We start from the raw sequence: 20536 nt of genomic DNA, 5'->3' as shown, positions 1-20536 counted from the left end.
CGTCTCTCTGCCCCGGATCACGGACACCCCACGGCCAGGCCGATCATGCGGTGCATGGCTGTCACCGGAATCGATGGGTTCTGGGCGGCGGCCTCGGCACTGTCCTCATCGAGCAGCAGGGTGGTCAGGACTTCCGGCGGCAGGGCAGGGCTCCGCCAGGCCGAGTACTGAACACCGTGGTCGGAATCGGCGGCCAGCCTCACAGCGGAATCGGGCGGAAGACGCGGGTCACTTGCGGCACGGGCGCGCACTTGCGCGTCGGGGTCGCGGCTGAACCGTTCCACGAGAGCGGGGCACGATGCGGGGTCGTCGAGCGCCAGAAGGCGCATACGGGGATCCGGGTCCCCGGCGAAGCGGAGGAGGTCGTGACGGGGGAAGTTCGGATGGTTGCGGGGACGTCCCGGGAAGGAGAAGCTGCCGGACCACCAGCTCCACACTTCCAGGAGCAGGCTCGCCGGGGCGTCCTCACAGGACTCGGTGAGGAAGAGGCGTACGACGCGGTCGTCGTCGTGGGCGAGGAGGTCCACGACGTCCGGCGGAAGGGTGCGGGGCGCGGGCCACGCTGCGGCGGATCCGCAGGTTCGGCGACACGGAGAGCAGGCGCATCGCGTCGGCGTCGGTGTGGAGGGCGGCAATCCACCACACCGCGTAGGTCATATCCTCTGCGGCGACGTCAGGAACCGCTGCTGCCATCGCGGCGATCTCGGCCGGACTCGAAGGAGGCCGGGAATCGGAGTCCGGCGTCGGCTCGACACCGATCCGTGCTCCGGTCTCCCGGCACGCCGTCTGCTCCGCCGCCAGTTCCGCCAGAGCCCTGCGGTACGGCGATTCCGCGGTGGAGGCCAGGAGCCGGCTCCACTGCTCGGGCGAGAGTCTCCCCGATTCCGCCGCACCGCCGCGGACCCCTCGCGTGGGGTGGACGGCCGCCGCGTCCAGGACACCGGCCGGAAGATCGGCGCGGTACAGGAAGTACACGAACGGCTTCTCCCCCACGTCGAAGAGGCTGGTCAGCACTTCCGCCGGGCTGCGGGGTTGAAGCCCAGGCCGCACACCCACGCATCGGCGACGCGCTTGCGGGAATGAAATCTCTTGGGCGGTGCGGCCCAGGGTTCCAGATCGGCATCGGTCCCAGTCATGTGTCCGATTGAACCGGTACGGATACGGAACGTTCAAGGCGTCGGCGAGTCCCGGACCTGCTCGGGACGTCTCAGTCGGCGTCAGCGGTCTCGTCGAAGAAGCGGACGATGCGCGGAAGAGCCTGCTTCACCGAGTTGTTGTGGTCGTAGTCACCGGCGTCCGTGAGCCGCAACTCGGCACCGTTGTCCGTCAACTGCTGGGCACAGTACGCGGAGTGGGAGATGTCGACGTCCTTGTCGCCGCGGGCGTGGAAGAGGCTCACGGGTACGTTCGGCTTCCAGTCACACGTGGTGTCCAACGCGTGGAGTCGGTGTTTGAGGACACCGCTGGGTGTGCGGATCCTGTCCAGGAAGTCCTCGGTGAACAGGTCCTTGGCTGCGGGCGGCAACGCACCGGCGATCTGTTCGGTCGTGTGATCACCGTCGAAGAGTCCCTCCACGATCTGGTCGTACGGCGCACGGAAGGCTTCGCCCGGCGAGCTGTAGAGGCCGTAGGTCTTGTTCCAGGCAGTTGCGAAGTAGGCGAGGTAGAGGCCGGACTTGGCGATCTTGTCGTCCGCCGCGGCCGCCTCGAAGACGGACAGATGGAACGGCCCGGCTACCGGGGCGAGCGCTCCGAGCCGGAAGTACTGGTCGGCGCCCTCGTCCTGGAGGGCGCGGCCGACCAGCATGGTGGCGGGCCCGCCCTGCGAGAACCCACTGACCTGGACCTTACGGTCGAGCTCCCGGCCGATTCGATGGGCGAAGGCACGTGCCGCCCGCAACCCGTCGACGGTGGCGGCAACGGTGGCCCGTGGGTCGCCGTACGGGTGGAAGCCCTCGCCCGCGCCGAGGCCCACGTAGTCGGGCGCCGACACCGCGCGTCCGGTCGATGCGAGCAGGTACGCGGCGAGCCGGTCGCTGGAGGCGGGGTTCTCCGACGCGACGTCCTTGCGGTAGGCGATGGTGCCGTGCAACCAGGCGACGGTCGGCAGATGACGGCCGAAGGTCCTGGGCAGGACGAGAAGCTGGCTCGCCGTGGTGGGCTCGCCCGCGCTGTTCGTGGTGCGGTAGGCGACCTGGTATGCCGTCACTCCGTGTCGCACCTGGGAGGAGTCGACCTTGCCCTGTAGTTCCGCGGCCACCTGTTGGGCCGTCAGATCGGCCAACCAGCGGGAGGAGATGATGGATCCGGCCTGCGCCGGCCGCATACGGATGTCGGCGATCGAGGCCTGCCGGGTCGGAGCCTGCCGGGCTTGGGCGTGCCCGGCCGAGGACGCCGCCGATGCCGGTGTGGTCAGGGCCACACTGCTGCCGAGGATTGCCGTAGCAATCAGCAGGCGGGCCGGGGTGTGGGAACGCTGTGAAGTCATGTGCGGATCCTGCCTGTTGGCCGCTCCACAAGGACATGAGGCCAGCCGCCCGCTCTGCGTAGGGCCGCCCCCACAGGGTTTCCCTAGGGGTTTGCAGGGCGGGCGAGGCACGAGAGCTCGCCCGCGGCGATCTCGTCCGGGTCAGATGGCGAGGCTGAGGAGGTACCAGTCGGTTCGGTTGCCGTCCTCTTCCAGGAGCTGCTTGTCATAGGTGAAGCCCGACCGTCGGGCGACCGCCGCCGACGCGTAGTTCGCCGGATCCACCCGGATCACCACCTGAGTCGCCCCTTCGGCTGCCGCGTACTGGCAGATCAGGCGGACAGCACGGGTCACCAGCCCCTGTCCCCGCCAGGCCGGATAGAGCACATACGAGATGTTGACCTGCCCAGGCTCCAAGCCCGCCACATCGAATCGCAGGTCGATGTAACCCACCAGGGTTCGCCGGGCAGCCGTACGGATCCCGAGCGCACGCAGCGGTCCACAAGTGGCCCATTGCTCGATGCAGTGGCGGAAGTACTCCTCGGTGCCGGCCCGGGTCGCTGGTTCCCCACTGAGCCACCGGACCAGGAGCTCGTCCTCGCCGGCCAGGTGCGCGTCCACATCGTCCAGGCGCAGAGGAGACAGAACTACGACCCCATCCGAAAGGTTCATGTCATGCATATAGCCACCATCGGCCCCATGGCGCCCAGCCTGCAAGCAGGTAATTCGGCCTCGGGGAGCAGCGGTACAGCGGTACAGCGGTTAACGCCAGGCCGGTGATCACGGGCTTCCAGCACAGCCGATCGGCCCGGCGCCAGGGTTCGGAGGAAGATCGTTGAACGGCTGGGAGAGTCGTTAGCAGCAGGTTCATGCCAGTGGAGTTCCTGGCCGACGAGCAGGCTGCTTCGTACGGGACGTTCAACGAGGAGCCGACCCGGCCGGAGCCTGAGCGGTTCTTCCTCGACGACGAGGACGGCTCGGAGAACTGACGGCGTCAGCTGCCCACCAGGCGCGCCGATCGGCTTGTGGGCCGCCGCCCTTGGTCAGCCGCTTCTCAGCCGTGGCGGTCTGCTCCCCCAGCGGCCCCGAGGCCACCGCGGCGTGGCTGTAGCCGTTGACGGGAGGCATGCCTCGGGGCGTGCGCGGGGGGCGCATCGTCACGTCCTACTCATCCGGGTCCCAGGCGCTGAGCTGGTCGAAGAGACGTCGGTCGCCGTCGAGCTCCAGGGAGTTGATCGGGATACGGTCGTGCAGGATGAGGACCAGCTCGTCGGCCGTGCCCCGGGCGGAGGCGTTGGCCGCGTCCAGGTCCTGGTCGGCAGCGGTGGCCGATATGGTGCCGGGCCCGGGGAGACGGGCGGTCCGTGCGCCGTCGGCGGAGAGTGAGAGGCGCCAGGAGCGGCCCTCGGAGGCGTGGAAGTCGACGATAGCGGGCTTGTGTGGCCAGGCACTTGTCGTTGCGACACAGGTGGACAGGAACTCGTCGACACCGTCGAGTGCCACCTCGGCCAGCAGCGGCTTCGGGGCACCCACGGTGATCTGGGCGTCGTAGGTGTGCACCGCCATCTGCTGGAGCTGGTGCCGAGCTACGGCACCGGAGGTCTGCGGCGACTGCGACGTCCCCCACCACGTCCAGCAACCGCGATCCGGGCCGGCCTTCCGCAGTGCGTCCAGCAGTTGCTCCGTGGACTCCGCCAACCAGGCCAGCAGCGTCTCGCGCTCCCGGGGCGCAACGGGGGCGCCCTCCGCTGCGGACTTGGCCGGAGCAGGCCCTGCGGCGACGGTGGCGGCCCAGTCGCGGCGCCCCTCGCCGATGTGCTGCGCCAGATCGAACAGCGTCCACTCGGGGCAGGTCGGCACCTGTACGTCGAGGCTGGGCGCGGAGGCGACCGCGGCGCGGAAGGCGGTCGAACGTTCGTCGATCAGTCGCAGCAGAACGGGGAACTCAAGTGTCGTTGTCACCCGGACTATCTATCACCGCTTTTCAGCAATCGGACAGCGATTTTCACAGCCGCCATCGCGGGCGGGCCCGCACCACCACGGAGAAACGATGAAGGAAAAGCCGCCCCCGAGACCCTGCTCATCCTCACCGTGCACGAGTTCAAGCGCCTCGCGCGCAATGCGGCCGAGCTGATGACGCTGTCCGCCGAGCTCCAGGCCGGCGGCAACCAGCTCGAACTCCTCACCGGCTCGCTCACCGGGATCTACGACCCCAACGGCATAGGCGCCATGTTCTTCGCCGTGCTCGCCGTCGTCGGACAGATCGAGCGCAACCGCATCCGGGAGGAGCCCCTCGAAGGCCAGGTCATCGCCGTGTCCCAGGGCAACCACGGCGGACGCCCGAAGGTCATCGACGACGACATGCTCACCTTCGCCGTCGCGCTGAAGGACAAGGGCGCCCCCGTCCCCGAGATCGCCAGGAAGCTCACCATCATCCCGTACGCATCCGCCGCCCCGGAGAGCCGCTCACCGCCGAGGAGATCGAGCTGCGCAACCGGCTCCGGGCCCAGCCCCACCCGAACGATGAACTCATGCGGTCCGCTTCAGGTCCCGGGGTCCGTCGCCGTGGTCTGCCACCGGCGGAGATAAAACAGCTCGGGGTCACCCTCATCGAGGCCGTGGAGAAGGCCGACCGGGCTCCACCCGGCGCGTTGAAGCAGCCGCTGCATCGGCTGATTGGAGACGTTGGTCGAGGTGAACAGCTTCGGGGTCATGCACGAGGTCGCCGCTGCGTCCAACAACCGGTGGCCAACGCCTCTGCCACGGGCGGATGGCGCCACCATCAGCATCGTGACAAATCCCTGCTCGAAGAACGTGTACTCGACCACGCAGTAGCCGAGCAGGCCAGACGCACCCTCTGCCACGAGCGCCAGACCTTGCCGGCACCACCTTCGGATGCTCGTCTGTCGCCCGTCGTCACCTTCGACCGCGACCACGTCGATCCCAACCAGCGCGTCCGCGTCCGACTCACTCGCGCGGCGCACAACGAACTCGTCCAGGTCCACTGTATCCATGCGGCCATGCTGTCAGCTCGCATCGGAGGCCCGCGCCACACCCCGTCCCTCATCGCGGACGGAGTCGTAGAGACACACCTCCGGCGCAACCGCCACCGTCTACGCCGACAATGCCAGGTCAGGCGCACCGTCCCCGAATCCGGAAATCGGTCGACCAACCGTAGGAGCCGGGACAGCAAGAGTGTCGTCCTGCCGCCTTCGGCAACCCGAGCACAGATCCATTATCCCCGTGCGAGGAGGCGCCTGTCACCGTTCTCCAGAATGATCTCCGCGCCCGAGATGCACCTTTAGGGTTGCGGTCGGGAAGCACAACACACCTACCCGTCCATGGAGTTGAGAGTGACGCAGGACAGTGCCGCGCTGGCGGTGGAACTTACGGACATGGCAGCGGCCGATCACCGGACCTCGGCCGCTGCGAACAGTGACGATCCGGCCGAGCAGTTGGCGTGGCGCCGCCTGACCGCATGGCACGGTGACCGGCTCGGCGAGATCATGGACGAGCACGGCTGGCCGACAGCCGCTCTGGTGGGCGAGGAGGCCGCACGCGCGGCGTGGCTGATCGCCCAGCACGCCGACCGGCAGCTCGACGTCCAGCGTCGCGCCCTCCATCTGATGCAACAAGCGGTGTCGGCAGGCGCGGCCGGCCGGCGTGAACTGGCTTTTCTGCGCGATCGCACGCTGGTCAATGAGGGCCGCAAGCAGGTCTACGGCACTCAGATCGCCGGTGTGAAGGACGGGGCACCGGTTCCGTGGCCCTGCGAAGAGCCCGAACGCATGGACGAACTACGTGTGCAGGTCGGCATCGAACCCTTCGACGAGTACGTCGCCAGGTTCGCGATGCCCTGACGCGTCGCGCCCCGTTCCCGGTCGTGACCGCAGGCCCGCAATGCTCCGTCCGCCGCCGTTCATTCAAGAGCCCTGTACTCGGCTGACGGCTGGGCCAGTTCGGGGCGCTCCACGGTGTACCGATCTCCGTGAATCGCGAGCATCGCCCAGTGCCACGCCTCGTCATGGAAGATGAGTCCGCGGTACGGCGCATCACTCGGCTCGTACGGGTAGCGGTCCAAGGCCGCCGCCCAGGCTTCCGCCGATGCCAGCTCGCCGTACCGCTGCATCAGCCACGCGTAGCAACGCCGCTCGGCCCGAAGATACTCGACGTACTCCGTCTCGCTCCAGGTCATGCGGCCGACCCTAGCCCTGACTCCTGGGTGCGCGGCCGCGGGGTCGTATGCGTAGTCGTGACAAGTGCGCAGTGATCACGGAGACTCCTGACAATCGAGCGTACGGCTTGCACCACTTCGCGCCGCATGCCGATCGCCACTACCAAGTCGATCAACGGAAGGTCGTCCGTGCGCAAGCTCGTGTACTACATCGCGTCCTCACTCGACGGATTCATTGCTGGACCGGACGGTGCCGACCCTTCGAATCCGGACGGCTTCTGGCCGATCCCGGAGGACTACATTCAGCACCTCATCACCGAGTACCCGGAAACCCTTCCCGGCCCGGCCCGTGCCGCATTCTCCATCACTGACGGCGGCAAGCACTTCGACACTGTCGTCGAAGGACGGCGCTCCTACGAGATCGGGCTCAAGGCCGGTCTGACGAACGCCTATCCCCACCTGCGGCATCTGGTGTTCTCCCGGACGATGAGCGAGAGCCCTGACCCGGATGTGGAACTCGTCGCCGATGACCCGGTAGCGACCGTACGGCAGTTGAAGCAGCAGGACGGCAAGGACATCTGGCTGGTCGGTGGTGCCGAGCTGGCCGGTGCGCTGTATTCCGAGATAGACGGGCTGATCATCAAGCTGAGCCCGCTGACAATCGGCTCCGGGATTCCGCTCTTCTCCCACAAGGCAGTGTTCGACCCCTGCAACTGGGATCTCACCGACTACACCGTCCTGAAGTCCGGGGTGGCCTTTCTCACCTACGCCCGCAGGATCCCCACCGCGTAGCGGCCCGCAAGCGGGCCTTGTCGGCCCGAAGAACAGTCGGGAATTCGGGAATCGCGGTACGGAGCGGAGAGAGAGCTTGTAACCGATCGGGCCCGGGACCGGCGGAGGGCCTGATGCCGCGCACTCGCCGTCCGGAACTCATCTCTTCGGGCTCCGACGGCTTGCTCGTGGGCGCGGGCCGAGCGTTGCTCACTCGGCACCCTCCGGTCCGCGGCCGTCCCGTACGACAACGCCGGCCCTCACGACCCGTACGGATCCTGAAGGCCGACGTCACATCACACGGTGCCGGTGCCGGTGCCGGTGCCAATGCCGGTGCCGGCGTCGGGGTCAGGCTCCGCAGAGTGGGACGGTCCGTACGTAGCCGCCGAGGTTCTCGTCATCGGTGCCCAGGAGGGCGTCGGGAGAGCCGGGCAGGCATTCCACTGCCTCGATCTTGTAGTGCGGGAACGTCCCGAGCACCGTCGGGGACGCCGCGAGCGTGACCCGTACCCGGCCGGCGGCCGACACGGTCACCCGGCCCGCGTCGCTCACCGCGGAGTCGAACGGGCCGTCGTCACCGGCGTCCGCCGCCGAGCTCACGATGATCCGGCCGGAGCCGGTCACCGAGATGTCGGAGATGTGCCGGGTACCCTCGGCGGTCGGGTACGACGCAACGTAGGACCGCCGCGATACGGCACCGAACTGCGGCTGCCCCCACGGGGCGAACGACAACGGCGACGCGTTCAACGTGGCGGGACGGTCCGCGCCGGCTCCCCGATCGGCCCACAGTGCGGCGAGCTTCCCGTCCCGGGCGACGAGTGCAAAGCTCTCGAAATCGTCGCCCTCGGTGATCCCGGCAGCGGCGTGTAGTCGACGACTTCCGCCGTGGAGCCGGAGACCTTCAGGCGGTAGACGATGCCGCGACTGGCGAGCGCCAGGTACTCCCCGGGCATCCCGGGGACGGCCTCGATGGCCTCCAGGTCGACGGGTTCGGGACCGTCCCAGGTGATCGGGGAGACGCTGTCGGATCCCTCCCGGTGGGTGATCAGGGAAAGGCGCTGCTGCCCGGACTGCTTGTTGTCGTGCACGGCCAGCGCGTACACCCCTTCTCCGTCCGCGGTGCGGCCTTCATAGGCGAGACCGCTGACTCCGCTACGGGCGTCACCGCCGACCTTCTGCCATTGGCCGGCGTCCGCGCCTGCCGGGGCGCCGGTGAGCATCGTCAGGAGCGCGGCCGCCGCGGTGGTCGAGGCCATGCGCTGCAACATCGGGAGTTCCACTGGGAGTCGCTCGCCTTCTCTGTCCGACAGGCGCGCGGTCACGCACCGGGCGTCAGGTTATTGATCATCACGAGCGCGTCCCAGCGGCGGTTACGCCATTTGCCGCAGCGCGAAGTCGAACTCGGCAGGCGCACATCACGCGTCGCGCGCCGTGCGCCATGCGTATGCCCGGGCCTGGTGCCGCATCAGGTGGCCCTCGCCGTGTCTCCACCCTCCGGCGCCGGATCGGCGGCCTTCAGTCCGTCCGCGATCGCCTTGGCGGTCAGCACCAGGGCGAAGCCCTTGCGCAGGACGACGAGTTCAAGGCCGGGCTGTTGGACCGGCGGGCGGTCCCGGCCTTCCTCTCCCGGCTTCCCGACACCGGCGCCCCGTGCCGTCGCGGCATGCTCACCGTCGCCCGTGCCACCAGCTGCGCGGAACGGGCCCCGGCTGCGGGAGTTGCCGGCCTGGCGTCGGGCAGCGGGTGCCAGGTGCGGCAGGTCCGGGAGGGGTACGGAAACGTCGCGGCCGACCGCCTCGTCCTGCGGGTATCGTCCGGTCCCCCCGATCGGCCGCTCCGGCGGCCTCCGACGTCCAGAGAGCGATTCCCATGAGCAGTCGGCAGGCAACGACGACCCTTTGGCGCCCGACCGGCCCCAAGGAGCTGGATCTGGTCCGGGAATTGAACTGGCGCGCGTGGCCGCCCCGTCTTCCCGAGCAGCCCATCTTCTACCCGGTTCTCAACGAGGACTATGCGATCCGGATCGCCAGGGACTGGAACGTGAAGCACGACGGAGCCGGGTTCGTCACTAGTTTCGAGGTCGAGTCGGAGTTCCTGCGCCGCTACCCCGTCCAGCAGGCCGGTGGGCGGACGATCCTTGAGCTGTGGGTGCCGGCCGAGGAGCTCGACGAGTTCAACGCCCATATAGTCGGTGAGATCCGGCTCGTCCACGAATTCCGCTAGGTCGCCGGGCCGTCGGCTTCGGAACACCTCGGGGGCCTGCGTGGGGACTCGTTTCCGCCCACCCCACGCGGTGGGGTTCTCGCAGCACATGTTCTCGGGAGCGCACAGTGATGCCGGCCCTGCGCGACCCGGTACCGCGCGGTGCGATGATCGCGACATGAACGACCTCCGCTTCCGCCTCGCCGACGACACCGACCTCCCCGTTCTCGTCCGGCTGCGCGACGACGCCGCCCGCTGGATGCTCGCCCGGGGCATCACCGGCCAGTGGCAGCCCGGCGAGCTGGACGAGGACCACTTCCGCCGGATCATGGCGAGCGGCGAGGTCTGGATCGCCGAGGCCGGCGGCCGACCGGCCGGGGCCTGGGAGTTGTGGTGGGCGGACGAGGACGCCTGGGGTCCACAGCCGCCGGTGGCCGGCTATGTGCACCGGCTGATGGTGGACCACGCCGGCGCCCGGCCGGGTACGGGGCGGCGGCTGCTGCGAGCCGCGGAGCAGCGGGTGTCCGCGGCGGGGCGGGCGTTCGTCCGTCTGGACTGCCTGGCCGGGAATGCCGCCCTGAGCGCCTACTACGTGAACGACGGCTACCGGGTCGTCGGCCACAAGGCGGGCAAGGAACAGCCGGGCGGCGTACCCAAATCGTTCACGCTCCTTGAGAAGGCCCTACAGGTCGGCAACGAGGGCTGAGCGTCCACCTCCACGGCCACGGGGGCGCGCCGGTCGGTCAGCAACCGGTCAGCGGCGGAGTGCGTAGTGGGTCAGGCGGGAGCGGGCGGTCTGCCGGCTGACGCCCAGCGCCTGGGCGACGCTGTCCCAGTCCGGCCCGTCCACGGTGTCGAGGTTGTACGCGGCATCCGCCGCCGCGCGCCGGGTCATGCGTTCCAGGGTGGCGGCGGCCCGGATCGCAGCCAGTGGCTCGTCCGCGGTCAGGGCGGTGAGACGTGTCTCGACCTGGTCGAGAAGGGCCACGAGGTCCGCCGACAGGGAGACGGTGCGGCCCTGCACCTCGGTGATATGGGCGTCCCAGTCGTCTTCCGGGCCACTGGTGTCGAACAGGTACGGCTTCCGTCGCTCGACGGCCTCCCAGTCGAGCGGGTAGCGGGGTGTGCCGCGCCGAAGCGGGCCCAGCCCGTGGCGAGGTGGTCGGCGCGGGCGCCGTCACCTCCGTGCGCCGCGTGGCTCAGGCGGTCGGCGCGGGTGCCGCGTTCACGGTCGCACCGGGCTACGACCCGGAACCGGCCGAGGCCCCGCATACCGCCGGGCTGCCGCCCCTGCCGCGTGTCCGTCCCGATCGAGTGCGCGCTGACAAGGCGTACGCCTCTCGCAAGAACCGCGCCCACCCGCGCCGCCGGGGGACCCGCTGCACCGTCCCCGACAAGGTCGACCGGGCGCGCAACCGCGGGCGGCTCGGCGCTCGCGGCGGCCGACCACTGAGGTTCGACCCGGTCGACCACCGCGAGCGCCCCGCGGTCGAGTGCGGCATCAGCCGCCTCAAGAGGCACCGTGCCATGGCCGCGGGATACGGCGAGCCCGCCGTCCGCCTACGAGACGACCGTCCTCGTAGCGGCCATCAACGAGTGGTTGTGACCAAGCGGCTCAGGGCAGGAAGCACGCCTCGCAGGTCGTCGTCGTCCACGGTGACGGTCGCCGCCGCCCGCGCTCCTGCCGAGGCGTTGAATGCCACGCTCAACTCCACGGATGCGAACAGCGGCAGGTCGGAACGGCTGTCTCCGACGGCCCCGCACCAGCGGGGAACCAGCCCCAGTTCTCGCGCATGGGCGAGGGCGAAATCTCGTTTGTCGTATTCGTCGAAGTGGTGAGCGACCCGGCCTGTGAACCGGCCGTCGGCGGTGGTCTCCAGCCGAGGACCGCTGAACGTGTGAAAGCCGAAGCGATCGGTCAGATAGCCGCCGACCGGTGACCAGGCGAGGGTCGCCAGAACGGGAACCAGCCCGTTCTGCCGGCACCAGGCCACGGTCTCTGTGATGCCCGAGACCAGAGGAAGCCCGTCGAGCCAACCAGAGATCAGGTCTTCGGGCACGCCCGCCCAGCCAGCCGCATCCAGCTCGGAGACTTGCCGGTTGTCCAGAGCACCGGAGGCATAGGCGTCCTCCGCCTTGACCAACTCGTCCCTATGGCCCAGGAATCCGGCCAGGAAGAGCGACGAACTCGTACCTGGGACGAGGGTGCCGTCGACATCGAAGAACACGACGCCCGCATGATCGGATGAGAACACGGACCAAGGATGCCACCCTCACGCGAAATGCCGGATCGGGGACTGCTCCACGTACTTCCCGATGCACGGCCGAGCAGTACGGCCTCCTGCCACGGCTCGTCACCGCAGTGCGCGGGTGCCTGATCCCCGGGGCGGACTGCCGGCCACGGGTGCCCCGACTGCCTCGCGCCGTACGGGGCGGCCGGCACTCCCCCCGGTCCGACGAGCACCCGGCGGGCACGGGCCTGGTGGCCCGGCCGGCCGTGCCTCTTCCCCGGTCCGCCGCGGTGGACGACACTCGTCGCAAGATCACGGCACTCTGCGACGGGGAGATCGGGGTGGGCACATGCGGGGACTCGTACTGCGGCTGGCCGGGCTCAATGCCGGGGCGGAGAGCGCCATGCGGCTCATCGGCTTCTTCGACACCCTCGTCGAACAGCGGCTGGGGCTCGACGGGGTACTGGGGATGGCGGCCCGGGTCGCCGAGTGTCCGGTCGGTCTGGCCGGGCCCGGTCCCGACGGTCTGACGGCCGGGCCGGACGGCAGTACCCGGCCGGGCGGGCCTCCTCCGGGCGCGGCCGTACGGGAGCTGCGCGGCGGGCAGTGTGCCTGGCTGGCACGTCAGGGTGGGCCGCAGCCCTTCGACGGGTTGCTCCTGGAGCGGCTGGCGCTGGCCTGCGACACCGTGCTGAGCCGTCGCGGAAGCGAGGCGGTGCCGCTCGACCCGGCGCTGCTGGAGACCGCCATCAGCTCCACCGCACCGCTGCCCGAGAGGGCGCGCGCCCTGCGGTTGCTGGGTTTCGCGCCTTCCGGCCGGTTCACCGTCCTGGCCATCGACGGCGGGCACGGCCCGCAGGGGCTGGCTCCAGTCCTCGAACGGCTCCCCACCCCACCGGCGGGCCGGCGCCGCACGGCCACGCTCGGCCCGGTGCACGCGGTGGCCGTGGCGGGCCCGCTGCCCGAGCGGCTGCTCGCCCCGGCGGGTTTCCGGATCGGGGTCGGCCCCGAGGTCACGGCGACAGAGGCGCCGCGCTCCTGGGAGGGTGCGTCGCGGGCGCTGCGGTTCGCGGGCACCTCGCGCTCGGACGTGGGGCTGGCCCCGGTCGCGGAGGAGCCCGCCATCTACCACTCCTCGCTCGGCGCCTTCGAGGTGCTCGCGAGGGAGCTGTCCGGCCCGGCCATCGCCGGCATCGGGGACCTGGACGTCCTGGACGCGCTCGCGGCGGAGCCGGGCAGCGGCACGGAGCTGCTGACCACGCTGGAGGTCCTGGTGCAGGCGGGTTCGCTGCGCGCGGCGGCGCGGGAACTGCACCTGCACCACAACTCGGTGGCGGTCCGGGTCGCCCGGGCGGAGGGCGCGCTCGGCTACGGGCTGGGCGAGACGGTGGGCCGCTTCCGCCTCGCGCTGGCCCTTGCCCTGCGCCGGCTGCGGGACAACCCGGCGTAGCACCGACCGCGCAAGCGGCGCGGCAGGGAGGCGGGGGAGGCCGTCGGACGGCCGTGCCACTGTCCCCTCCCCCTCCCCGGCGCAAGCCGCCAACCGGCGCGGACGGGGGCGGATCGCGCGCCACCCGGCTCATGACCCGGCCGGGGCGGCGGACACAGACTGACGGAGGTCAGCAGCGGTTCTCCCGGGCGGTCCCGTCTCTCCGTCCGGGGCCGCTCCGTGCCGTCCGCCGGAGGCCCTCGTGTCACTGCCCCTGCCCGTGGATCCCGAACTCGCCCCGTGGCTCGCCCTGTTGCCCGCTCTCGATGTCGGTGATGCCGCCGCCGCGCGGGCCACCGTCGAGGCGATGGGCGCCGCCGCGCCGCCCTTCGTCGTCCCCGAGGGCGTCGAGTCGAGCGAGCACCGCGTTCCGGGGGCGCCGGATGCCCCCGGGGTTCCGGTGGCGGTCTTCCGGCCGGTGGGGGCCGGGACCGCGCTGCCCGCCGTGCTCTATGTGCACGGCGGCGGGTTCATCCTGGAGGAGGGGGACGGGGATCGGGCCCTCGCCGCGCGCTGGGCGGCCGAACTCGGCGCCGTCGTCGTCTCCGTACGCTACCGTCTGGCCCCCGAGCACCCCTATCCGGCCGCCACCGAGGACTGTTACGCGGCCCTGGAGTGGCTGGCGGGGAACACCGCGGATCTGGGGGTGGACCCGGCCCGGATCGCCGTCGCGGGGATCAGTGCCGGGGGCGGTCTGGCCGCCGCTGTCGCCCTGCTGGCCAGGGACCGCGGCGGACCGGCCCTGTGCTTCCAGTTGCTGGACATACCGGAGCTGGACGACCGCCTGGAGACCCCCTCGATGCGGGAGTTCACCGACACACCCGTGTGGAACCGCCCCAACGCCGTACACAGCTGGCGGGCCTATCTCGGGGCGGACCGCGCCCCCGACGCCCCAGTACCCGTCTATGCCGCGCCCGCCCGCGCCGAGGACCTGTCGGGGCTGCCGCCCGCGTACGTCGCGGTCAGCGACCTCGACCCGCTGCGCGACGAGGGACTCGACTACGCGCAGCGCCTCGTGCAGGCCGGCGTCCCCACCGAACTGCACCTCTTTCCGGGCACCTTCCACGGCGCGGCGGGCTTCGTGCCCGACAGCGCCGTGACCCGCCGCATGACCGAGGGCGCGCTGGGCGCGCTGCGCCGCGGTCTCTCCGTCTGACGAAACCCACTCCCCGCAAGGAGCCGCACATGACCGACTCAGCAACCTCCGTACCGGAGTACGACGCACTCGTCGTCGGCGCCGGGTTCGGCGGCCTCTACGCCCTTTACCAGCTGCGCGCACACGGGTTCAGCTGCCACGCCTTCGAGACGGGCGACGACGTCGGCGGGACGTGGTACTGGAACCGCTATCCAGGAGCCCGCTGTGACGTCGAGAGCCTGGACTACTGCTACTCGTTCTCCCCCGAACTGCACGCGGAGTGGGACTGGTCCGAGCGCTTCGCCACCCAGCCCGAGATCCTGCGCTATGCCGGACACGTCGCGGACCGCTTCGACCTGCGGCCGATGATCTCCTTCGGGACTCGGGTGGCCTCGGCCGTCTGGGAGGAGGAGGGCAGGACATGGCTCCTGACCACCGATGACGGCCGCCGTGCCCGGGCGCGGTTCCTGGTCACCGCCGTGGGCTGCCTGTCCGCGTCCCGGGTGCCCGACCTGCCCGGTCTCGGCAGCTTCGACGGCGAGGTGCACCACACCGGCCGCTGGCCGCACGGGGGCGTCGACCTGGCCGGCAAGCGCGTCGCCGTCATCGGCACCGGCTCCTCCGGCATTCAGGCGGTACCCGAACTCGCTGCGGACGCAATCCGCTTGACGGTATTTCAGCGAACCCCCAACTACAGCCTCCCGGCCCGCAATCGGCCACTGTCGGGCCGGGAGAGCTGGCGGGCCAAAATGGAGCTGGAGGAGCTGCGGACGTATGCCCGTACCGGATTCTCCGGCTTCTACATCGCCTCCACCGGCCGCTCGGCCCTCGATGTGGGCGAGGAGGAACGCCGGGCCGCCTTCGAACGCAAGTGGGCCATCGGCGGGACCGAGATCATGTCGGTCTTCAACGACATACTGACGGACGGGAAGGCCAACGAGCACCTCGCCGAGTTCGTCCGCGAGAAGATCCGGGACGCCGTGGACGACCCGGAGACGGCACGGAAGCTCGTCCCGCTGGACTACCCCATCGGCACCAAGCGCATCTGCGTCGACACGGGCTACTTCTCCACGTACAACCGGGAGAATGTCGACCTCGTCGACCTGCGGGCCGAGCCGCTCGTCGAGATCACCGAGGACGGCATCCGCACCGAAGCCGGCACGTACCCGGCCGACGTTTTGGTGCTGGCGACCGGTTACGACGCCATGACCGGGCCGCTCACCCGTATCGACATCCGCGGGGCGGGCGGCCGGGCCCTGAAGGAACAGTGGGCCTCGGGGCCGCGCAGCTACCTGGGCCTCGCGGTGGCCGGCTTCCCCAACCTGCTGACGGTCACCGGACCCGGGAGCCCGTCGGTGCTGGTCAACATGGTGCGAGCGGTCGAGCAGCACGTCGACTGGATAGTGGACTGTCTGCGGCAGCTGCGCGAGGACGGGGTGGACCGGATCGAGGCGCGGCCCGAGGCACAGGACTCCTGGGTCGCCCATGTCAACGAGGTCGCCGACACGACCCTCTACCCGCGCGCCAACTCCTGGTACGTGGGCGCCAACGTGGAAGGAAAGGCAAGGGTGTTCATGCCGTACGCGGGTGGGCTCAACCACTATCGGGAACGGTGCGAGGAGGTCGCGCGGTCCGGCTACCGGGGCTTCGCACTCGGCACGGTGGTGTCGGCGTGAGGCGGGACACACTGAGACTGGACGGGCGCTCCGTCGTCGTCACCGGCGCGGGCCGCGGCCTCGGCCGGGCCTACGCCCTGGACCTCGCGAGGCGCGGCGCCCGTGTCGTAGTCAACGACCTGGGGACGGCGACGGACGGCACCGGGAGCCAGGACGCGGGCCCGGCGGCGCAGGTCGTCGAGGAGATCCGGGCGGCGGGCGGGACGGCCGTCGCGAGCACCGAGGACGCGAGCGGCGTCGAGGGAACACGATCCCTGATCGCTCTGGCGTGTGCCGAGTTCGGCTCCATCGACGGGGTCGTGGCGAACGCCGGCATCTACCGGCCGGGGCTGGACTTCACCGACATCGACGAGGCGCTGCTGGAACGGATGACGGCTGTTCACTCCCTCGGCGCCTGGCGACTGGTACGGGCCGCCTGGCCCCACTTCGCGGAGCGCGGTCGAGGCCGGATCGTCCTGATCACCTCGGCGGCGGGTCTATACGGCATGGCGGGGAACGCCGCGTACTCCCTGCTCAAGGCGGGGATCGTGGGGCTGACACGGACGCTGGCCGCCGAGGGCGCCCCGTACGGCATCCGTGTCAATGCCGTGGCTCCGGTGGCCTGGTCGCGGATGTCGGCGGCGACCGAGGGCGTGCCGCCGGAGGTGCTGGAGCGGATGCGGGAGGAGGCGCCGCCCGAGGCGGTCGCACCGGTGGTGGCCGCGCTGCTCTCGGACGAGGTGCCGGTCATGGGCGAGGTACTGAGCGCGGGGCGCGGCCGGGTGGGGCGGGTCCTGACGGGTGAGACCCCGGGCATCCGCTCGGCGGACGGCGGCCCGCTGCTCGCGCAGGACCTCTCCGAACGGATCGGCGAGCTCCTCTCCGTGGACGGGGTGGTGTACCCGGCCTCGGCACACGAGACGCCCTGAACTGCCCGATCTGCCCGATCCGCCTGAGTGGAGTCTCGGGGTGGGGTGGGGGCAGCGGGCTTCCTCCGTGCCCCCACCCCACCCCTGCACACACGCTCAAGCCTCCCCGGCCAGGAACCGGCGGGCGCCGCGCAGGGTCGTACGGAGCCGGTGCTGGGTGGCGCGGCTGTCGAGGCGGATGTCGAGCCCTCCGGGAAGGGCGCTGCCGGCCCGCAGGCCCGAGGGCAGGCGGGAGGCGTCGAGCCCGTCGCGCCGGGCGATGAGAGTGCCCAGTTCATGGCGGCTCATGGCGTCGGCTCCTGCCAGATGGTGAACGCCCGTCGAGTCCGCGGTCGCGAGTTCCAGCAGGGCGGCGGCCAGGTCGGCGACATGCACCGGGCATCGGATGTCGTCGGTGAACAGGACGCCGTCACGGGTACCGGCGACGAGTTCGTGCACCCCGCGTACGTGCTCGGACCTCCGGTCGTCGCCGATGATCAGCGAGGTACGGGCGATGACCGCATCCGGGTGCACGAGGCGGACGCCCGTCTCCGCCGCGGCCTTCGCCGCACCGTAGGGAGTCAGAGGGTCGGGACGGCGGGATTCGTCGTAGTGGACGTCTGCGCCGGAGAAGACCGCGTCGCTCGATACGTGAATCAGCCGGCTGCCGTGCTTCGCCGCGGCCATCGCCAGGTGGACGGGGCCCTCCGCCGTGACCGCCCAGTCGGATCCGCCGCTCGTCGCGTTGACGATCACGCGTGGTTCCACCTCGGCCACGACCGCTTCGACGCGATCGGGGGCACGCAGGTCGAGGGCGTACCGGGCGAGGTCCCCGGTGCTGCCGGGTCTCGTCGCGTAGGTTGCGGCCGTCGTGTGCCCCGCCGCCACCGCCCGGCCGACCAGCTCGCTGCCCAGGAATCCGCTGCCGCCAACCACCAGGAGTGTCATGACGCGCCACGGTAGAGGATCCTCCCTCCGGCCGTGACACCCGGATTCCGGCTCCTGGCGGGCCCGGCCGGGCGTGCGCACACCCCGGATAGAATTTTGCACAACACGCAAACTTGCATAGCATGCACTTCATGAGTGCCGACAACACCGCCAGCGCCGACGACCCGGCCCTCGGGCTGCGCGAGCGCAAGAAGCGCGCGACGCGTAACGCACTGGCGGACGCGGCACTGCGCATGGCCGCGGACCGCGGGATCGAGAACGTGACCGTGGAAGCGGTCACCGATGCGGTCGGCGTATCCGTGCGCACCTTCTTCAACTACTTCGCGGGCCTTGAGGACGCGATCACCCGCCCCGCCCAGGACAACGCCGAGCGGACCCGCCGGGCGGTGCTCAACGCGCCGGACGGACTCACGGCGCTCAATGCTCTGCGCGAGGCGATCGGCCAGGAGCTCGCCCACATCGAGGAGGACCACGAACGCTGGGAGCTCCAGATGGCGGTGCTCAGGACGAGCCCCTCGCTGCTGCCCGGCTTCCTGGCCGCCCGGGGTGCGGACGAGCGCGCGCTGATCGCCGCCGTGGCCGAGCGCCTCGGCCAGGATCCCGAGTCCGATCTCCACCCCAGGCTCCTCGCACACGTGGCGCTCGCCGCCGTGCGCGCCGCCGTCGAGCTCTGGGTGGCCTCCGGCCGCACCCGTACGTTCCAGAGCATCTACCACGAGGCGTTCGCCTCGCTGGCCGCCGGCCTGAACGACTGAAGCACATCCGAGGCCCCCGCACCGGGGCCGTTCACCCGAGAAACCAAGAATGAGGAACGCCAGCCGATGAGCGCTGCCGTCACACCCGAAGCCGGCACGGCCGGTGCGCCCGAGGGGGCCGCACCAGCCATGACGCGTCGTCAGATACTCCAGGCCATGTCGGGCCTGATGGCCGGCATGTTCGTGGCCATCCTGGCCTCCACCGTGGTCTCCAACGCACTTCCCCGGATCATCGCCGACCTGAACGGCACCCAGTCCTCGTACACCTGGGTGGTCACGGCCGAGCTCCTGGCGATGACGGCGACCGTCCCGATCTGGGGCAAGCTGTCCGACCTGTACGACAAGAAGCTGCTCATCCAGCTGTCCCTCTCGATGTTCGTCGTCGGCTCGCTCGTCGCCGGCTTCTCGCACAGCATCGGCCTGCTCATCGTGAGCCGTGTGGTGCAGGGCATCGGCGCGGGCGGTCTCACTGCGCTCGCCCAGGTCGTGATGGCGGCGATCATCCCGCCGCGTGAACTCGGCCGCTACTCCGGCATCTTCGGCGCCGTGTTCGCCGTCGGCACCGTCGCGGGGCCGCTCATCGGCGGTGTGCTCGTGGACACCTCCTGGCTGGGGTGGCGCTGGTGCTTCTTCATCGGTGTGCCGTTCGCGCTGCTGGCGATCGTGCTGCTCCAGCTCACCCTGAAGCTGCCCACGGTCCGCAGAGAAGTGAAGATCGACTATCTCGGCGCCGTCCTCATCATGAGCGGGGTCAGCGCACTGCTGCTGTGGGTGACCCTCGCCGGCAACCGGTTCGACTGGGCCTCGTGGCAGACCGCCGTCCTGGTCACCGCCGGTGTGGTCCTGCTGCTCGCCGCGGTACTGGTCGAGTCCAAGGTCCAGGAACCGATCATCCCGCTGGACATCTTCGGCAACCGCACCGTGGCGCTGACGACCGTGGCGAGCCTGCTGGTGGGCGTGGCCATGTTCGGTGGCACGGTGTTCCTCTCCCAGTACTTCCAGATCTCGCTCGGCAAGACGCCGACCGTCGCGGGTCTGATGAGCCTGCCGATGATCCTCGGTCTGATGGTCTCCACGACCGTCGCCGGGCAGATCATCTCCGCCCGGGGCAAGTGGAAGGGCTTCCTGATCGCGGGCGGCATCATCATGACCGCGGGCATGGGTCTGCTGTCCACGATCAGCGCGGACTCCTCGTTCGGGCTGCTCAGCGTCTACATGGTGGTGCTCGGTGTGGGCGTCGGCATGCTGATGCAGAACCTGGTGCTCGCGGCCCAGAACGACGTACCCGCCTCGGAGCTCGGCGCGGCGACCTCGGTGCTGTCGTTCTTCCGCAGCCTCGGTGGAGCGATCGGCACGAGCGCGCTGGGCGCCGTGCTCAGCCACCGGGTGGCGAGCGAGATGGCCAAGGGCTTCGGCGGGGCGGCGGACAACGGGGGCGCCGGCCACGGCGTTCCCGACCTCTCCAAGCTTCCCGAACCGGCCCGGGAGATCGTCGAGCACGCGTACGGGGTCGCGACCGCGGATGTCTTCCTGATCGGAGCCCCCTTCGCGTTCCTCGCCCTGATCGCGGTGCTGTTCATCAAGGAGAAGCCGCTCAAGACGCAGAGCGGCATGGAACGGCTCGCGCAGGAGAACGCCGCCGCGGTGGAGTCGGCGCACTGATCCCGGAGGGGCGCCGAGACCACTGGCCCGCACCGATCGGCCGATCGGTGGGGGGCCCGGGGGCCGGGCGGCACGGGGGGGAAGAGGAGGGGACAGCCGGGGGGTGGGACATAGGGGGGGTGAGGGTGTGTAGATAAGA

General features: G+C 70.3%; 23 protein-coding genes. 11 read left to right on the top strand and 12 right to left on the bottom strand.

Features of this window, described 5'->3' with window-relative positions:
- Positions 1 to 17 precede the first annotated feature (17 nt).
- From ABZ622_RS35650 to ABZ622_RS35630, 5 genes are all read right to left on the bottom strand, one after another.
- Positions 18 to 329, bottom strand: coding sequence for a hypothetical protein (locus tag ABZ622_RS35650; protein WP_360550496.1), 312 nt, complete (start codon positions 327 to 329; stop codon positions 18 to 20).
- Positions 330 to 465: 136 nt separating this feature from the next.
- Positions 466 to 1014 (bottom strand): hypothetical protein, encoded by a 549-nt coding sequence (locus tag ABZ622_RS35645; protein ID WP_360550494.1) that lies wholly within the window; start codon positions 1012 to 1014, stop codon positions 466 to 468.
- Between the two features lie 193 nt (positions 1015 to 1207).
- Complete coding sequence (locus tag ABZ622_RS35640) at positions 1208 to 2488, bottom strand: lipase family protein (RefSeq protein WP_360550492.1); 1281 nt, start codon at positions 2486 to 2488, stop codon at positions 1208 to 1210.
- Between the two features lie 141 nt (positions 2489 to 2629).
- Positions 2630 to 3139, bottom strand: coding sequence for a GNAT family N-acetyltransferase (locus ABZ622_RS35635; protein ID WP_360550490.1), 510 nt, complete (start codon positions 3137 to 3139; stop codon positions 2630 to 2632).
- Positions 3140 to 3631: 492 nt separating this feature from the next.
- Positions 3632 to 4429, bottom strand: coding sequence for a maleylpyruvate isomerase N-terminal domain-containing protein (locus ABZ622_RS35630; protein ID WP_360550488.1), 798 nt, complete (start codon positions 4427 to 4429; stop codon positions 3632 to 3634).
- A 129-nt stretch (positions 4430 to 4558) separates the two neighbouring features.
- Between ABZ622_RS35630 and ABZ622_RS35625 the strand changes: the two genes are divergently transcribed.
- Positions 4559 to 5056, top strand: a complete 498-nt coding sequence (locus ABZ622_RS35625; protein ID WP_360550486.1) for a recombinase family protein — start codon at positions 4559 to 4561, stop codon at positions 5054 to 5056.
- On the opposite strand, the gene ABZ622_RS35620 is transcribed toward ABZ622_RS35625, so the two are convergent.
- Positions 5011 to 5481 carry a GNAT family N-acetyltransferase gene (locus tag ABZ622_RS35620; RefSeq protein WP_360550484.1) on the bottom strand — a complete coding sequence of 157 codons (471 nt, stop codon included), beginning with the start codon at positions 5479 to 5481 and terminating at the stop codon, positions 5011 to 5013. The genes ABZ622_RS35625 and ABZ622_RS35620 overlap by 46 nt on opposite strands.
- A 339-nt stretch (positions 5482 to 5820) precedes the next feature.
- Here ABZ622_RS35620 and ABZ622_RS35615 point away from each other — a divergent pair, with 339 nt between their 5' ends.
- Positions 5821 to 6327 carry a DUF6624 domain-containing protein gene (locus ABZ622_RS35615; protein WP_360550482.1) on the top strand — a complete coding sequence of 169 codons (507 nt, stop codon included), beginning with the start codon at positions 5821 to 5823 and terminating at the stop codon, positions 6325 to 6327.
- A 59-nt stretch (positions 6328 to 6386) separates the two neighbouring features.
- On the opposite strand, the gene ABZ622_RS35610 is transcribed toward ABZ622_RS35615, so the two are convergent.
- Complete coding sequence (locus ABZ622_RS35610) at positions 6387 to 6662, bottom strand: hypothetical protein (protein WP_360550480.1); 276 nt, start codon at positions 6660 to 6662, stop codon at positions 6387 to 6389.
- A gap of 168 nt (positions 6663 to 6830) precedes the next feature.
- On the opposite strand from ABZ622_RS35610, the gene ABZ622_RS35605 reads away from it, so the two are divergent.
- The gene (locus ABZ622_RS35605) at positions 6831 to 7433 is read left to right on the top strand and encodes a dihydrofolate reductase family protein (protein WP_360550542.1); all 603 of its coding nucleotides are present in this window, start codon (positions 6831 to 6833) and stop codon (positions 7431 to 7433) included.
- A 327-nt stretch (positions 7434 to 7760) separates the two neighbouring features.
- Here ABZ622_RS35605 and ABZ622_RS35600 read toward each other — a convergent pair whose 3' ends face one another.
- Positions 7761 to 8144 (bottom strand): hypothetical protein, encoded by a 384-nt coding sequence (locus ABZ622_RS35600; protein ID WP_360550478.1) that lies wholly within the window; start codon positions 8142 to 8144, stop codon positions 7761 to 7763.
- 11 nt (positions 8145 to 8155) lie between these two features.
- Positions 8156 to 8668 (bottom strand): hypothetical protein, encoded by a 513-nt coding sequence (locus ABZ622_RS35595; protein ID WP_360550476.1) that lies wholly within the window; start codon positions 8666 to 8668, stop codon positions 8156 to 8158.
- Between the two features lie 613 nt (positions 8669 to 9281).
- Between ABZ622_RS35595 and ABZ622_RS35590 the strand changes: the two genes are divergently transcribed.
- Positions 9282 to 9635: a hypothetical protein gene (locus ABZ622_RS35590; RefSeq protein WP_360550474.1), complete on the top strand. Its 354-nt coding sequence runs from the start codon at positions 9282 to 9284 to the stop codon at positions 9633 to 9635.
- A gap of 157 nt (positions 9636 to 9792) precedes the next feature.
- The gene (locus tag ABZ622_RS35585; RefSeq protein WP_360550472.1) at positions 9793 to 10320 is read left to right on the top strand and encodes a GNAT family N-acetyltransferase; all 528 of its coding nucleotides are present in this window, start codon (positions 9793 to 9795) and stop codon (positions 10318 to 10320) included.
- Between the two features lie 48 nt (positions 10321 to 10368).
- Here ABZ622_RS35585 and ABZ622_RS35580 read toward each other — a convergent pair whose 3' ends face one another.
- Both ABZ622_RS35580 and ABZ622_RS35575 read right to left on the bottom strand, forming a co-directional pair.
- Entirely contained in the window at positions 10369 to 10638 is a 270-nt protein-coding gene (locus tag ABZ622_RS35580; RefSeq protein WP_360550470.1) for a hypothetical protein, read from the bottom strand.
- 565 nt (positions 10639 to 11203) lie between these two features.
- Positions 11204 to 11869: an HAD-IB family phosphatase gene (locus ABZ622_RS35575; protein WP_360550468.1), complete on the bottom strand. Its 666-nt coding sequence runs from the start codon at positions 11867 to 11869 to the stop codon at positions 11204 to 11206.
- Between the two features lie 325 nt (positions 11870 to 12194).
- On the opposite strand from ABZ622_RS35575, the gene ABZ622_RS35570 reads away from it, so the two are divergent.
- The 4 genes from ABZ622_RS35570 to ABZ622_RS35555 all read left to right on the top strand — a co-directional run bounded on the left by ABZ622_RS35570 (position 12195) and on the right by ABZ622_RS35555 (position 17053).
- The gene (locus ABZ622_RS35570; RefSeq protein ID WP_360550466.1) at positions 12195 to 13295 is read left to right on the top strand and encodes a helix-turn-helix domain-containing protein; all 1101 of its coding nucleotides are present in this window, start codon (positions 12195 to 12197) and stop codon (positions 13293 to 13295) included.
- A gap of 241 nt (positions 13296 to 13536) precedes the next feature.
- Entirely contained in the window at positions 13537 to 14490 is a 954-nt protein-coding gene (locus ABZ622_RS35565) for an alpha/beta hydrolase (RefSeq protein ID WP_360550464.1), read from the top strand.
- A gap of 29 nt (positions 14491 to 14519) precedes the next feature.
- Positions 14520 to 16145 carry an NAD(P)/FAD-dependent oxidoreductase gene (locus ABZ622_RS35560; protein WP_360550462.1) on the top strand — a complete coding sequence of 542 codons (1626 nt, stop codon included), beginning with the start codon at positions 14520 to 14522 and terminating at the stop codon, positions 16143 to 16145.
- Positions 16142 to 17053, top strand: coding sequence for an SDR family NAD(P)-dependent oxidoreductase (locus tag ABZ622_RS35555; RefSeq protein ID WP_360550460.1), 912 nt, complete (start codon positions 16142 to 16144; stop codon positions 17051 to 17053). The genes ABZ622_RS35560 and ABZ622_RS35555 overlap by 4 nt, the downstream gene beginning before the upstream one ends.
- 96 nt (positions 17054 to 17149) lie before the next feature.
- Here the strand turns inward: ABZ622_RS35555 and ABZ622_RS35550 are convergent, their stop codons facing one another.
- Positions 17150 to 17980: a sugar nucleotide-binding protein gene (locus ABZ622_RS35550; RefSeq protein ID WP_360550459.1), complete on the bottom strand. Its 831-nt coding sequence runs from the start codon at positions 17978 to 17980 to the stop codon at positions 17150 to 17152.
- Between the two features lie 131 nt (positions 17981 to 18111).
- Between ABZ622_RS35550 and ABZ622_RS35545 the strand changes: the two genes are divergently transcribed.
- Together ABZ622_RS35545 and ABZ622_RS35540 are read left to right on the top strand one after the other, a co-directional pair.
- Positions 18112 to 18735: a TetR family transcriptional regulator gene (locus tag ABZ622_RS35545; RefSeq protein ID WP_360550458.1), complete on the top strand. Its 624-nt coding sequence runs from the start codon at positions 18112 to 18114 to the stop codon at positions 18733 to 18735.
- A 66-nt stretch (positions 18736 to 18801) separates the two neighbouring features.
- On the top strand, positions 18802 to 20397 hold the full coding sequence (locus ABZ622_RS35540; protein WP_360550456.1) for an MDR family MFS transporter: 1596 nt from the start codon (positions 18802 to 18804) through the stop codon (positions 20395 to 20397).
- Positions 20398 to 20536: the final 139 nt, after the last annotated feature.

The sequence above is a fragment of the Streptomyces sp. NPDC007164 genome, from assembly GCF_040634135.1.
GTDB classification, from domain to species: domain Bacteria; phylum Actinomycetota; class Actinomycetes; order Streptomycetales; family Streptomycetaceae; genus Streptomyces; species Streptomyces sanglieri.
The sequence above is the reverse complement of the archived record's forward strand: the minus strand, read 5'-3'. Positions and strand labels throughout refer to the sequence as shown.